Annotated in this window: 12 protein-coding genes; 4 read left to right on the top strand and 8 right to left on the bottom strand. The window is 73.0% G+C overall.

Features of this window, described 5'->3' with window-relative positions; translation table 11 throughout:
- Positions 1-16 precede the first annotated feature (16 nt).
- From Csp2054_RS00230 to Csp2054_RS00220, 3 genes are read right to left on the bottom strand one after another with little or no spacing between them, the layout of a single operon-like run.
- Complete coding sequence (locus Csp2054_RS00230) at positions 17-1,171, bottom strand: P-loop NTPase (RefSeq protein ID WP_096897241.1); 1,155 nt, start codon at positions 1,169-1,171, stop codon at positions 17-19.
- Positions 1,164-1,661, bottom strand: a complete 498-nt coding sequence (locus Csp2054_RS00225; protein WP_096897614.1) for a DUF1003 domain-containing protein — start codon at positions 1,659-1,661, stop codon at positions 1,164-1,166. Before Csp2054_RS00225 ends, Csp2054_RS00230 begins: the two co-directional genes overlap by 8 nt.
- Positions 1,662-1,695: 34 nt before the next feature.
- Positions 1,696-3,015, bottom strand: a complete 1,320-nt coding sequence (locus Csp2054_RS00220) for a magnesium transporter MgtE N-terminal domain-containing protein (RefSeq protein WP_096897239.1) — start codon at positions 3,013-3,015, stop codon at positions 1,696-1,698.
- A gap of 103 nt (positions 3,016-3,118) precedes the next feature.
- Here Csp2054_RS00220 and Csp2054_RS00215 point away from each other — a divergent pair, with 103 nt between their 5' ends.
- Positions 3,119-4,102 carry a general stress protein gene (locus tag Csp2054_RS00215; protein WP_176491475.1) on the top strand — a complete coding sequence of 328 codons (984 nt, stop codon included), beginning with the start codon at positions 3,119-3,121 and terminating at the stop codon, positions 4,100-4,102.
- Positions 4,103-4,473: 371 nt separating this feature from the next.
- On the opposite strand, the gene Csp2054_RS00210 is transcribed toward Csp2054_RS00215, so the two are convergent.
- Together Csp2054_RS00210 and Csp2054_RS00205 are read right to left on the bottom strand one after the other, a co-directional pair.
- Positions 4,474-4,953, bottom strand: coding sequence for a GNAT family N-acetyltransferase (locus tag Csp2054_RS00210; RefSeq protein ID WP_096897237.1), 480 nt, complete (start codon positions 4,951-4,953; stop codon positions 4,474-4,476).
- Between the two features lie 9 nt (positions 4,954-4,962).
- On the bottom strand, positions 4,963-6,447 hold the full coding sequence (locus Csp2054_RS00205; protein WP_096897235.1) for an aminopeptidase P family protein: 1,485 nt from the start codon (positions 6,445-6,447) through the stop codon (positions 4,963-4,965).
- A 70-nt stretch (positions 6,448-6,517) separates the two neighbouring features.
- Here Csp2054_RS00205 and Csp2054_RS00200 point away from each other — a divergent pair, with 70 nt between their 5' ends.
- Entirely contained in the window at positions 6,518-7,390 is an 873-nt protein-coding gene (locus Csp2054_RS00200; protein ID WP_096897234.1) for a PHP domain-containing protein, read from the top strand.
- A 65-nt stretch (positions 7,391-7,455) separates the two neighbouring features.
- Here Csp2054_RS00200 and Csp2054_RS00195 read toward each other — a convergent pair whose 3' ends face one another.
- On the bottom strand, positions 7,456-8,949 hold the full coding sequence (locus Csp2054_RS00195) for a DEAD/DEAH box helicase (RefSeq protein WP_096897232.1): 1,494 nt from the start codon (positions 8,947-8,949) through the stop codon (positions 7,456-7,458).
- A 92-nt stretch (positions 8,950-9,041) separates the two neighbouring features.
- On the opposite strand from Csp2054_RS00195, the gene Csp2054_RS00190 reads away from it, so the two are divergent.
- Complete coding sequence (locus Csp2054_RS00190) at positions 9,042-9,755, top strand: ferritin-like fold-containing protein (RefSeq protein WP_255252538.1); 714 nt, start codon at positions 9,042-9,044, stop codon at positions 9,753-9,755.
- Positions 9,756-9,855: 100 nt separating this feature from the next.
- Here the strand turns inward: Csp2054_RS00190 and Csp2054_RS00185 are convergent, their stop codons facing one another.
- Together Csp2054_RS00185 and Csp2054_RS00180 are read right to left on the bottom strand one after the other, a co-directional pair.
- Positions 9,856-10,152 (bottom strand): hypothetical protein, encoded by a 297-nt coding sequence (locus Csp2054_RS00185; RefSeq protein ID WP_096897230.1) that lies wholly within the window; start codon positions 10,150-10,152, stop codon positions 9,856-9,858.
- A gap of 1 nt (position 10,153) precedes the next feature.
- Complete coding sequence (locus tag Csp2054_RS00180) at positions 10,154-10,378, bottom strand: DUF3107 domain-containing protein (RefSeq protein WP_058726247.1); 225 nt, start codon at positions 10,376-10,378, stop codon at positions 10,154-10,156.
- A 103-nt stretch (positions 10,379-10,481) separates the two neighbouring features.
- Between Csp2054_RS00180 and Csp2054_RS00175 the strand changes: the two genes are divergently transcribed.
- Positions 10,482-13,637, top strand: a complete 3,156-nt coding sequence (locus tag Csp2054_RS00175; RefSeq protein WP_096897229.1) for an ATP-dependent helicase — start codon at positions 10,482-10,484, stop codon at positions 13,635-13,637.
- Positions 13,638-13,776: the final 139 nt, after the last annotated feature.

Genomic DNA, 13,776 nt, shown 5'->3' with positions numbered 1-13,776 from the left:
GCGACCCCGGAACGCCTCAGGACAGCGACAGCCCGAGCTTCCGACCGGCGAGCCCACGCCCCATCGTCGTCACCCGGTCCGCGATCGCGCCGAGCGCCACCGCAGCCGGGTCCTCCGGCGCGCCGAGCACCACCGGTACCCCGGCGTCCCCGCCCTCGCGCAACGGCACCGAGAGCGGCACGCTGCCGAGCACCGGGACCGGCGTGTCCTGCCCGCGGGAGAGCCGGGCCGCTGTCTCGGCGCCGCCGCCCTCGCCGAACAGGTGCAGCACCGACCCGTCCGGCTGCACGAGCCCCGCCATGTTCTCGACGACGCCGATCACCCGCTGGCCGGTCTGCCGAGCGACGATCCCGCTCCGTTCGGCCACGTCGGCCGCTGCGGCCTGCGGGGTTGTCACGACCAGGACCTCCGCGTGCGGGAGCAGCTGGCCGACCGAGATCGCCACGTCACCGGTGCCGGGCGGGAGGTCGAGGAGCAGCACGTCGAGGTCGCCGAAGAACACGTCCGTGAGGAACTGCGACACCGTGCGGTGGAGCATCGGCCCGCGCCAGGACACCGCCGTGGAGACGTCGTCGACGAACATGCCGATCGAGACGACCTTCACGTCGTGGGCGACCGGCGGCAGGATCATGCTGTCGACCCGGGTCGGGCGGGGTGCGACGCCCGCCGCGTCCGTGAGGCCCATCAGCCCGGGGATGCTGAACCCGTGGACGTCGACGTCGACGACACCCACCCGCTGCCCGCGGGCCGCGAGCGCGACGGCCAGGTTCGCGGTGACGGTCGACTTGCCGACGCCGCCCTTGCCGCTCGTCACGGCGATGACCCGGGTCAGCGAGTCTGCCGTGAACTGCACGCCCCGCGGGCGCCCGGCGCGGAGCCGCTCCGTGAGCGCGGCGCGCGTGGCGGGCGACATGACCGAGACGTCGACGTCGACGGCGGTGACGCCGTCGACGGAACCGGCGGCCGCGCGGACGTCGCGCTCGATCGTGTCGGCGGCCGGGCACCCTGTGATCGTCAGCTGCAGGTCGACGCGCACCGCGCCTCCTGGCTGGACGTCGACCCCACGGATCATGTCGAGCTCCGTGACGGGCCGACGGATCTCCGGGTCGACGACGCGCCCGAGCGCAGCGAGGACGGCGGTGCCGAGGGACTGGTCGGCGTCCTCAGCCACGTGTGGCGCTGCTCGGTTCGTCGGCGAAGCCGGCGTCGTCCGCGTCACGCCGATCGAGCTCCTCGAGGAGGGCGCGGAGCTCGGCGCGGATGAAGTCCTTCGACGCCATGTCCCGCATCGCCAGGCGGAGGGCTACGACCTCACGGGCGAGGTACTCGGTGTCGGCGAGGTTGCGCTCCGCACGCTGCCGATCCTGTTCGAACTGGACGCGGTCGCGGTCGTCCTGCCGGTTCTGCGCGAGCAGGATCAGCGGGGCGGCGTACGAGGCTTGGAGCGACAGGATCAGGGTGAGGGCGGTGAAGCCGATCGCAGCGGAGTCGAACCGCCACGCCTGTGGAGCGGTCGAGTTGTAGACCATCCACACGCCGCAGAACAGCGTCAGGCCGACGAGGAACCAGGGAGTCCCCATCGCCCGCGCGATGCCCTCGGTCGCACGTCCGAAGGTGTCCCCGCGACCGCGACGACGGGTCGGCAGCACACGGGTGCGCATGCCCTTCGGGGAGTCGAGTCGCTCCTGGCGGGTGTCATCCGTTCGGGCCACTGGTGGTCCTCCTTCCCGTGGTCACGGGCGTCTTGCGTGGGCGTTGGCGAGGCAGGGGTGAGGGTTCTCCCTCACCCTGACTTCGCCAGTCGTCCGGCAGGACGTGGTCGAGGACGTCGTCGATCGTCACCACCCCGACGAGTCGGTGGGCGTCGTCGACCACGGGGACGGACAGGAGGTTGTAGGTCGCCATGATCCGGGTGACCTCAGCCGCGCTCGCGTCGACCCGGACCGGTTCGGTCTGCTGGTCGATGAGCGTGCCGAGGCGCTCGTTCGGCGGGTAGCGGAGCATGCGCTGGAAGTGCACGAGCCCGAGGAACCGGCCCGTGGGCGGCTCGTAGGGCGGCAGCACGACGCACACGCTCGCGCCGAGCGCCGGGGCGAGCTCGTGGCGGCGGACGAGCGCGAGCCCCTCGGCCACGGTCGCGTCGGCCGAGACGATCACCGGCTCGGTCGTCATGAGACCACCGGCCGTGTCCGGCTCGTACTCCAGGAGCATTCGGACGTCCTGCGCCTCCTCCGGCTCCATGAGCTCGAGGAGGGCCTCGCTCCGGTCGTCCGGGAACTGCGCGAGCACGTCGGCGGCGTCGTCCGGCTGCATCTGGTCGAGGACGTCGGCGGCCCGGGCGTCCTCGAGCCGGCTGAGGATCTCGATGCGCTCCTGGTCGGGCATCTCCTCGAGCACGTCGGCGAGGCGGTCGTCGGGGAGCTCCTCGGCCACCTCGAACCGGCGCTCCTCGGGCAGGTCGAGCAGCGTCGACGCGAGGTCGGCCGGCAGCAGGTCGGAGTACGCGGCGATGACGTGCTCGGCGGACTGCGCCTCGCCCGGGAGTTCGTCCTCGGTGACCTCGTTCCACGTCGCGAAGGTCGTCGGGCCCTTGCCGAACGGGGACGGCGTCGTCTTCGGCTTGCGGAGGAAGAGTTGCGAGACCTCCCAGTCGCCCTGCCCGCGGTCCTCGATCGCGACGTCCTCGATGGTGGCGCGGATCCGCTGGTTCTTGATGAGCACCTTGCGACCGAGCATCTCGGCGATCACCCGGACCTCGCCCCCGCGCTGCTCGAAGCGGCGCATGTTCACGAGGCCGGTCGTGATGACCTGGCCGGCACCGATCGACGTGATGCGGCCGATCGAGACGAAGATGCGGCGCTTGCCGGGTACCTCGACGATGAGCCCGACCACGCGCGGGGAGTCGACCCGTCGGTAGACGACCAGGACGTCCCGGACCCGGCCGACGCGGTCGCCCGCGGGGTCGAAGACGGAGCACCCGGCGAGGCGGGCGACGAAGACCTTCGTGGCGCTCACCCGTCCAGCGTAGTCGGTCGCTCGCTGGGCGTCGCCGCGCGGGGTGGGCGGCTTCCCTGAGAGTGCACGTGCGATCGCAAGGTGCCCGGTGGATGATGGCTGGGTGAGCAATCAGAGCCCCTTCGGCGGACGAACTGCCCAGGCCTTCCCGACGCTGCCGCGCGGTGACGTCCTCGGCACCTACGACAGCTACCCCGAGGCCCAGCGTGCCGTGGCGAAGCTCGCCGAGGCGGACTTCCCGGTGGCGAAGATCTCCATCGTCGGCAACGACCTGAAGACCGTCGAACGCGTCACCGGCAAGATGACGTACGGTCGCGCCGCCATCGCGGGCGCCCTGTCCGGCCTCTGGCTCGGCATCTTCTTCGGCATCGTCCTCACGCTCTTCTCGCCGAGCGCCGGCGGTCTCATCCTCGCCGCCGCGATCATCGGCGCGGCGTTCGGCATGCTCTACGGCATCGTCTCGTTCGCGATCACCAAGCGGCAGCGCGACTTCACGAGCGTCCACCAGGTCCTCGCCACGAACTACCAGATCATCGTCGACCCGCAGCTCACCGGGCAGGCGCAGAAGATCCTCGGACAGTTCGGCGCGACGCCCTCGACGCACTGGAACTCGCCGTCGCCGTCCCAGGGCGCCCCGATGCCCCGGCAGGAGCCGTGGCGGCCCGAGCCGCGCCAGCAGCAGTCGCCGTACGGCGGGCACGCGACGCCCCACCAGCAGCCGGGAGGCACGCAGCAGCCCGGCACGTCGGCCTCCGCTCCGCAGGCGGGAGCGCCGCGCTACGGCACGAACGAGGGGCCCCGCTACGGCGAGGTGCCGTCCGGTGCGGGTGCCGGTGCCGCGCAGGCCGGACCGTCGAATGCCCCGGCTGGTCCGCCGCGCTACGGGACGAACGACGGCCCCCGGTACGAGGCCCCCGCAGGGACCACCGGCGCCCCGTCCGAGTCCGCTGCCCGCCCCGACCAGCCGCCGCAGTACGGCGAGCGGGTTACGCCCACCTCGGCTCCATCGTCGGCGCCGACGACCTCAGGCGAGGAGCGTCCGACGTCCGACGAGGACCGTCCGACTGGCAGCAGCGACCGCGCCTGACCCGTCACGCCGGACTTCTGGCGCCGGATGCCCCACGTCGGACGTCGGACGTCGGACGCGCGACCCGGACCGTTGACCCTGGACGGCGAGCGGGCCGCCCGAGGTTCCACGACTCACCGCCCGTCGTACGCCGAGGTTCCACGGAGCGGCGGGTTGGTGGCGCGAGGTTGCATAAATTCGGAACCCCGAGCCGAATCGGGACGCCGGTGCCGAGCGCTGAGCCTGGGCGGCGAGCGGGCCGGCCGAGGTTCCACGACTCACCGCCCGTCGTACGCCGAGGTTCCACGGAGCGGCGGGTTGGTGGCGCGAGGTTCCAGAATTTCGGAACCCCGAGCCGCGAGCGGGAAGCGCGCGGGAAGAACGGACGGGCGCTACAGCACCTTCGAGTAGCAGACGGAGAGCTCGGCGCCCACGTACGGACCGAAGTTCGCGATGCGGCTGAAGCCCTCGCGCTCGTAGAACCCGATCGCCGGCTTCTGCTCGGTCCCGGTCTCGAGTACGAGCGCCGGTGAACCGAGGTCGAGCGCGGCTTCCTCGAGGCGGCGGAGGATCGCGGTCGACACCCCGGCCCCGCGCGACTCGGGCCGCACGTACATCCGCTTGATCTCGGTGATCCCGTCCTGCACGATCCGCAGCCCGCCGCACCCGAGTGGCGTGCCGTCGGCGTCCCGCGCGAGGAAGAACACCGCGATCGAGTCGGCCGTCGGCTTCTCGCCGGGCTCGGTGTCCTGCCCGTACGCGCGGTCGATCTCCAGACGCTGGGCGGCACGGAGCCGCTGCGCGTCGGGGGAGTCGAAGTGCTCGACCTCGATCGAGAGGTCGTCCGTCGGCGTGGTGTCGGGCGTGGTCACCCGCTCAGGCTAGCGGCCGGACCGGGCGATCCACCCCTCCACTTCCGAGGGGGTCCGCGGGATGCCGACCGACAGGTTCTCCGCGCCGTCCTCGGTCACCAGGATGTCGTCCTCGATCCGGACGCCGATGCCCCGGAACTCCTCGGGCACGGTCAGGTCGTCCTGCTGGAAGTACAGCCCGGGCTCGATGGTGAACACCATTCCGGCCTGCACGACCCCGTCGATGTACATCTCGCGGCGGGCCTTGGCGCAGTCGTGCACGTCGAGGCCGAGGTGGTGGCTCGTCCCGTGCACCATGTAGCGGCGGTGGAACTGGTTGTCCTGCTGCAGCGACTCCTCCGCGGTGCCGGGCAGGAAGCCCCACTCGGCGGTCTTGCGGGCGATGACATCCATTGCCGTCGCGTGCACCTGCCGGAAGGTGATGCCCGGCTTTACGATCGCGAACGCGGCGTCGGCGGCTTCGAGGACTGCTTCGTAGACCATCCGCTGCACGTCGGTGAACGTGCCGCTGACCGGCAGCGTGCGCGTGATGTCGGCGGTGTAGAACGAGTCGACCTCGACACCCGCGTCGATGAGGATGAGGTCGCCGGGCTGCACGGCGCCGTCGTTCCGGGTCCAGTGCAGGATGCAGGCGTGGTGGCCGGACGCCGCGATGGTGTCGTAGCCGACCGTGTTGCCGTCGGCGCGTGCCCGGCGGTTGAAGGTGCCCTCGACGATGCGCTCGCCACGGGGGTGGTCGAGCACGGCGCCGAAATCGGCGATGACGTCGTCGAACCCGGAGCCCGTGGCCGCGACGGCCTTGCGGAGCTCGTGCACCTCGTACTCGTCCTTGACGAGCCGGAGCTCCGAGAGGTCGCGCGCGAGCACGTCGTCGGTCGCGGGCGCGCCGTCCTGCTCCGGGGCGCCGCCGACCGTGCTGCCGAGCCGCTCGTCGAGCGACCGCGTCAACTCGGTGTCGGCCTCGCGCACGAGGAGCACCGTCGGGTCGAGGTCGGCGAGCACGGCGTCGAGCTCGCCGAGGTCGGCCGTCGCGAGGCCGAGGTCGGCGGCGACCTCGTCCAGGGACGGCCGCGGCCCGACCCAGAACTCGCCGATCTCCGGGTTGGCGTAGAACTCCTCGGAGTCGCGCCCCGCCGTCGCACGGAAGTAGAGGGTGGCGTCGTGTCCGGTCGCGGTGGGGGTCATCACGAGGACGGAGCCGACGACGGTGTCGGTGCCCCAGCCGGTGAGGTGGGCGAAGGTGGAGTGCGGGCGGAACGGGTAGTCGCAGTCGTTCGACCGGACCTTGGCCTGGCCGGCCGGGACGACGATCGTGCGGCCCGGGTGGAGTTCGGAGATCCGGGCCCGTCGCGCCGCGGCGTACGGCGCCTGCTCACGGGGCTCGGGCAGCGGGCGCTCCCGTTCGGCCCACTGCGACCCGATGTAGTCCTTGAAGGTCGAGGAGCCGGGGGTCGTGGAACGGTTGCTCGTCGCGCGGGGAGTGGTGTCGGCCATGCCCCCATCCTCGCACCGTCCGGTCGTCCGTGGCCTGGACGCCCACCGACCTGTGGATACGATTGGGAACGTGCCCGATCCGTTCATCGACCTGCACACGCACTCGAGCGTGTCCGACGGTACCGAGCGGCCCGCCGAGCTCCTGCACGCGGCGGCGGACGCGGGCCTCGACGGCGTGGCGCTGACCGACCACGACACGACCGCCGGCTGGGACGAGGCGATCGCGGCCGCCCGCGAGCTGCCGCTCACGCTCCTGCCGGGACTCGAGCTGAGCACCCGCGTCGGGTACCGCAGCGTCCACGTGCTCGGCTACCTCGTCGACCCGACGGACGCGGCGCTCGTGGCGGAGACGGCGAGGATCCGCGAGGGACGTCGTTCCCGCGCCCGCCGCATGGTCGACCGGATCGGGGCCGACTACCCGCTCACCTGGGACGACGTGCTCGACCACGCGAGCGAGGGCGCCACGATCGGCCGCCCGCACATCGCCGACGCCCTCGTCGCCCTCGACCTCGAACCGGACCGCAGCGCGGCGTTCCGCGGCATCCTGCACCCGGCGTCCGGGTACTACGAACCGCACGACGCGCCGTCGCCCCTGCGCGGGGTCGAACTCATCCGAGGCGCCGGCGGCGTCCCCGTGATCGCGCACCCCGCGGCCTCCTCCCGCGGCATCGTGATCGACGAACCGGCCCTCCGGGAACTCGTCGACGCCGGACTCGGCGGACTCGAGGTCGACCACCGCGAGAACCAGGCCCACGGCAAGCACACGCTGCTCGAGTGGGCGGGCCGCTACGGGCTGTTCGTCACCGGGTCGAGCGACTACCACGGCACGGGCAAGCCGAACCGCCTGGGGGAGCACCGCACCGAGCGCGTCGCGTTCGACGCGATCGTCGCCGGCGCGACCGGCACCGAACCGGTCGTGGGCGCCGGCTCCGCCCTCACCTGACCGCCGGCCGGCACGGACGACGAAGGGTCCGTCGCGTCAGCGACGGACCCTTCGGTCTGGAGGCGCTACTCGCCGTCCGACGACCCCTGCGGCGCCGAGGCGGTCGCCTCGGACGACCCGCCGCCGGCTCCGCGACGTCGGCGGCGACGCCGACGCTTGGCGGCGCCGTCCGTGGAACCGTCGGCCGACCCGCCCTCGGTGGCCGCGGCCTGCGGAGCCGCTGCGCCGTCGGCCGGGGCCTGCGTGGCGGACTGCCCCGTGCCTCCCGAGCGGGAACCGGACCGGGTCCGGCTCCGCGGCGGACGCGAGCTGCTGCGCTGTCGGTCGCCCGAGGACTTCTCGGCGGGACCGCCGGCGGACGCCGCGTGTGCCGAGGCGCCGGGCAAGCGACCCTTCGTGCCCGCCGGGATGTCGAGGTCGGTGAAGAGGTGCGGCGACGACGAGTAGGTCTCGACCGGCTCGGGGATGCCGAACTGGAGGGCCTTGTCGATCAGCGTCCACTTGTGCAGGTCGTCCCAGTCGACGAACGTCACCGCGATGCCGGTCTTGCCCGCTCGGCCGGTGCGGCCAGCACGGTGCAGGTAGGTGTCGGGGTCGTCGGGGATCGTGTGGTTGATGACGTGCGTGACGTCGTCGACGTCGATGCCGCGCGCGGCGACGTCGGTCGCGATGAGCACGTCGCGCTTGCCCGCCTTGAACGCGGCCATCGCGCGCTCGCGCTGCTCCTGGTTGAGGTCGCCGTGGACGGCTGCGGCGTTGAAGCCGCGGTCCTTCAGCTCCTCGACCAGCTTGGCGGCCGCGCGCTTCGTCCGGGTGAAGATGACCGTCTTGCCGCGGCCCTCGGCCTGGAGGATGCGGGCGATCACCTCGTCCTTGTCGAGCGAGTGCGCGCGGTAGATGACGTGCTTGATGTTGGCCTGCGTCAGGCCTTCGTCCGGGTCCGTCGCGCGGATGTGGACCGGGCGGGACATGAAGCGACGGGCGAGCGCGACGATCGGCGCGGGCATCGTCGCCGAGAACAGCATCGTGTGGCGGACGGCCGGCACGGCCTGGAAGATGCGCTCGATGTCCGAGAGGAAGCCCAGGTCGAGCATGCGGTCGGCCTCGTCGAGCACGACCTCCTGCACGTGGGAGAGGTCGAGCAGTCGCTGGCGCTGCAGGTCGATGAGGCGACCCGGGGTGCCGACGACGATCTGTGCGCCCGCCTTGAGCTGCTCGATCTGGCCCTCGTACGCCTTGCCGCCGTAGATCGACACGACCGTCGTCGGACGGTTGGACGTGGCGAGCTCGAGGTCCTCGGTCACCTGCACCGCGAGCTCGCGGGTGGGCACCACGACGAGCGCCTTGACGCCCGGTTCCGGGGCAGCGCCGAGACGCTGCACGAGGGGCAGGCCGAAGCCGAAGGTCTTGCCGGTGCCGGTCTTGGCCTGGCCGATGATGTCCTGGCCGGTGAGGGCGAGCGGGATCGTCTGCTGCTGGATCGGGAAGGGCTCGGTGATGCCCTTCGTCGCGAGCGCGTCGACGATGTCCTGCTCGATGGAGAGTTCTGCGAAAGTCAAAGAATCACCTTGGTCCTGGTGGAAGTCCCGGCCAGTCTACCGGTGCCACCGACGCAGCCGTTGCCCAGGCGGTCGCCCCCTATGCTGCTGCCGTGGTGTCTTGGTGGAACCGGAAGCGCGCGGCGCGGCTCGCTGCGGCGTGGCTGGCGTCGCGCAACCCCAGGAACGGGTCCGGCGAACGGCTGCAGCTCGACGACGTCAGCCCCGAGCTGGACGTCTACCTCGGCCAGGCCGCCTACCTCCAGCTGTCGATGTACGAGACCATGGGGCGCGCCGGGGCTGCGGCGCCGACCCTGTCCGGACGACTCGTCACGGGCGTCCTCGCGACCACCGCGCTCGAGCGGCACCGCACGATCGTGGCGGAGATCGAGCGCATCGGGCAGGACCCGGCCGAGCTCATGGCACCGCACCGGCAGGCGATCGACCGGTTCCTCGAGCGGACGAGCGGCGCGGACTGGTACGAGTCGATGCTCACGGGCTACGTCACCGCGGGCATCCTCAACGACCTGTTCGACAACCTGCTGCGGTCGCTCCCGATCGACGTCCGGCAGCGGCTCCGCACGGTGTTCGACGCGCGTGAGGAGCCGGCCGTCGTCGAGGAGCTCACGGCGCACATCTCCGACGACCCGCGCGTGGGGTCACGCCTGGCGATGTGGGGACGGCGACTCGTCGGCGACACCCTGCTCGTCGCACGCTCCGCGCTGGCGTCGCACGCGCGTGAGGACCAGTCGCGGCTCGAGCCGGTGTGGACGGAGCTCATCGCGGCGCACAGCCGGCGGATGGACGCGCTCGGCCTGACCGCCTGACGTTCCGCGAGGCCGCTCCCGCTGTCGAGCGGGGGAGGTCCCCTCTGTCGAGCAGGGACGACTCAGGCCCCGCGGGCCTTGGCTGTCGAGCAGGGAAGACTCAGGCCCCGCGGGCCTTGACCTGCTCGTAGTAGCTGGCGTCGGCGCGCTCACGGCGTCGGCCGAGCACCCACTCGACCACGAGCGCGACCACGCCCGAGCCGACGAGGGACACCACCCAGATCCAGGTCGCGTCGTAGCGCCAGCCGGCCCACGTCAGCACCTCCCACAGGACGGCTGCGGCCACGCCGCCGACCACGGGGCCGAGCAGGACGCCGCGGGTGCCGCGCCACGGCAGGACCACGTGGGCGACGGCGCCCAGGATGATCCCGCCGAGGACGGCGAAGAGGAGCTCCACCTCAGGCGACGAAGCCGATGCGGCGCGACTCCTCGGCGCCGACCTCGACGTAGGCGAGCGAGGCGACCGGCACGATGAACCGACGGCCCTTCTCGTCCTGGAGCGAGAGGTGCGTGGCCTTCGCCGTGAGGGCCTCCGACACCGCCTGCTCGATCTGGTCAGCGGTCTGCGCGCTCTCGAACGCGATCTCTCGCGGGCTGTTCATGATGCCGATCTTGATGTCCACGAGCACAGCGTAGCGGGGCCGTCCCGGGCTGCTCCGGACGTTCGCCGCGGGCGCACAGCGTGGGCGGACCGGTCGTGTCGGTCGTGCTCGGTACCGTACGAGCGTGCCCTCGACCTCGCTCGTGCCCGCCCCCGCCGACAGCGGTCCGGCGCGCGCGCTGTCGCCCGATCCCGGCCAGGCCGCGGTGCTCGCCCTGCCGCCCGGACGCCACGCTGCGGTCATCGGCGCCCCGGGCGCCGGCAAGACCACGACGCTCGCGCGGTTCGTCGCCGCCCGTGCCGCAGCCCCTGGGGCGATCTCGGTCGACGGGCACACCACCGTGCTCGCACTGACCTCGTCCCGGTCGGCGGCGACCGCGCTGCGCGACCGCCTCGCCGCCGCGGTCGGTCGTGTCGTGCCGGGTGCACTCGCACGGACCGTCAACTCCTTGGCCTTCCAGATCGTCGGCCACGCCGCCGCCGCGCAGGGCCAGGACGCCCCGACGCTCCTGACCGGCGGTGAGCAGGACCGCATCATCGCCGACCTGCTCGCCGGGCACGAAGCCGACGGCACCGGACCGGACTGGCCGGAGCCGATCACCGCCGTCGTGCGGGAGCGCGCCGGGTTCCGCACCGCCCTGCGCGACGTCATGATGCGGGCCGTCGCCGCCGGCATCGAGCCCGACGACATGCGCGAGCTCGGCGACGACACCGGACACCCCGAGTGGCGAGCCGTCGGCGACTTCGTCGACGGGTACCGCGCCGCGCTCACCGCCTTCCGCGAGACGAGCCTCGACGCGGCCGAACTCGTCGCCTACGCCACGGCGGCCGTCCTCCGCGGGGAGCTCCCGCCCGCGGTCGCCGCCCTCCGCACGGTCCTCGTCGACGACGCGCAGGAACTCGTCGAGGGCGAGATCGCCCTGCTCGGCGCACTGGCACGCTCGGGCGTCCAGGTGGTCGCGTTCGGCGACCCGGACATCGCGGCCTCGGCGTTCCGCGGCGCCGTCCCGGACGTGCTCGGACGGCTCGGGCCACGGCTCGGCGTCGACGACGTCGAGCAGATCGTGCTCGGCACCGTCCACCGCCACCCGGCACCGGTGCGTGCCCTGGTCGCCGGCATCACCGCGCGGATCGGTGCCGCCGCCGCCGGACGGCAGCGCACCGCCTCGGCGAGCACGGCTGGCGCGCGACCCGACTCGGTCGTCCACATCGAGGGCGCGAGCCGGGCCGCCCTCGTCGTCGCCGTCGCACGGCGGCTGCGCGAGCACCGGTTGCTCGACGGGGTGCCGTGGCACCGGATGGTGGTCGTCACCCGGAGCGGGGCGGCGATCCCCGAGCTCGTCCGCGCGCTGAGCGTCGCCGAGGTCCCCGCCACCGCCGGTGCGGCACCGGTGCGGGTGCGCGACGACGGCGCGACCCGGGCGCTGCTCGACGCCGCGGCCGTCGCGCTCGGGATCACGCCCCTCGACGCCGACCTCGCCACGGCCTTCGCGACCGGACCGCTCGGCGGGCTCGACACCCTCGCGATGCGTCGGCTCCGACTCGCGCTGCGACAGGAGGAACTCGCCGGCGGTGGCCACCGGTCCGCCGACGAGCTGCTCGTGGAGGCGCTCGGCGCACCGGAGCGGCTCGCGACCATCGACGCCGGGTTCGCCCGTCGCGCGACCCGGCTGGCCCGGAGCCTCGTGCAGGCCCGGTCGGACGCCGACGCCGGAGCGAGCATCGAGGAGATCCTCTGGGGGCTCTGGGACCGCAGCGGGCTCGGCCCCGCGTGGCGCGCGCAGTCCGAGGCGGGCGGCGTCGGCGCGGGCGAGGCCGACCGGCACCTGGACGCGGTCGTCGGCCTGTTCACCGCGGCCAAGCGATTCGTCGAGCGCACCCCGGACGCGCCGGCGCGGGTGTTCGTCGACGACCTGCTCGGCGCCGACCTGCCCGAGGACTCCATCGGACCGGACCGGACCGCAGGTCGGGTGCGCGTGCTGACGCCCTCGGCGACCATCGGGCTCGAGTGCGACGTCGTCGTCGTGCTCGGACTGCAGGACGGCGTGTGGCCGAACACCCGCGTGCGCGGCAGCCTGCTCGACCCGGACGGCCTGGTGCGCGCGGCGACGGGGGAGGAGCGGTCACCGGTCGACGACCGAGCGGCCGTCATCGCCGACGAGCTGCGGCTGTTCGCCCGCGCCGTGTCCCGCGCGACCACGCAGGTCGTCATCGGCACGGTGGCGAACGACGACGAGGCGCCGTCGCCCTTCGTGCGGCTCGTCCCGACGCCTCCCGACCGGGCGCCCACCGTCCACCCGCTGTCGCTCCGTGGGCTGGCCGGCTCCCTCCGCCGACGGGTGGTGACGACCGGCGACCACGAGGCCGCGTCCGCCCTCGCCCGCCTGGCCGAGGCCGAGGTGCCGGGCGCCTCGCCCGACGACTGGTACGGGCTCGCCGAGCCGACCACCGAGACGCCGCTCGTCGACCTCGACGCCGAACCCGCACCCGAGTACGAGGGCGGGCCGGTCGTGGCACCGACGGTGTCGGTCTCGCCGTCCCGGATCGGGACGTTCGAGGAGTGCCCGGTGCACTGGTTCGTCCAGACGTTCGGTGGTGGGGCCCCGAGCCCGGCGATGGGCATCGGCACGATCGTCCACGACGCCATGGAGCACGCCACGAGCGTCGACGTCGAGTCGCTCTGGGCCCACGTCGAGTCGCGGTGGGACGAGCTGTCCTTCGAGTCGCCCTGGGTCGCGGACCGCGAGCGTGCCCGGACCCGCCGCATGATCGAGGGGCTCAGCGACTACCTGCGCACCTTCGCCGGAGCGGGCCGTCGGCTGTTCGGGGCCGAGACCTCGTTCGCGCTGATGACCGGACCGGCGCGCGTGCGGGGCAGCATCGACCGGATCGAGGTCGATCCCGAGGGCAGGATCAGCGTCGTCGACCTGAAGACCGGGCGCAGCATGCCGAGCGAGAAGAACGACATGCCGGACCACCCGCAGCTCGGCGCGTACCAGCTCGCGGTCGAGGACGGCGCGGTCGAGGGCATCCCGGCGGGCGCCCCGATGACCGACGCCCGCCTGGTGTTCGTGCAGAACGCGCGCGGCGGCCACGCGTACTCCGAGCGGACGCAGCAGGCCTTCGACCCCGATGCCCGTGCGGCCTACCGGGACCGGCTCCACCACGTGGCGCGCGGCATGGCGGGTCGGACGTTCCTCGCGAACGTCGACGACCACTGCGACAAGGCGAGGACCGGCGTCGAGTGCCGGATACACGTCGTGGGGGAGGTGACCTGGTGAGCCCAGACCGCACCAGCCCGGACCACACCAGCACAGACCGCACCAGCCCAGACCACACCAGCACAGACCGCACCAGCCCAGACCACACCAGCCCAGACCACACCAGCCCAGACCACACCAGCCCAGACCACACCAGCCC

The organism is Curtobacterium sp. 'Ferrero', assembly GCF_002412165.1.
Classification (GTDB): Bacteria; Actinomycetota; Actinomycetes; order Actinomycetales; family Microbacteriaceae; genus Curtobacterium.
This window is presented reverse-complemented; position numbering and strand designations above follow the sequence as displayed.

Bases quoted from the DNA above. Each gene is read 5' to 3' on its own strand.
- Csp2054_RS00225 (WP_096897614.1), bottom strand. From the start codon at position 1,661: ATGCGCACCCGTGTGCTGCCGACCCGTCGTCGCGGTCGCGGGGACACC.
- Csp2054_RS00205 (WP_096897235.1), bottom strand. From the start codon at position 6,447: ATGGCCGACACCACTCCCCGCGCGACGAGCAACCGTTCCACGACCCCC.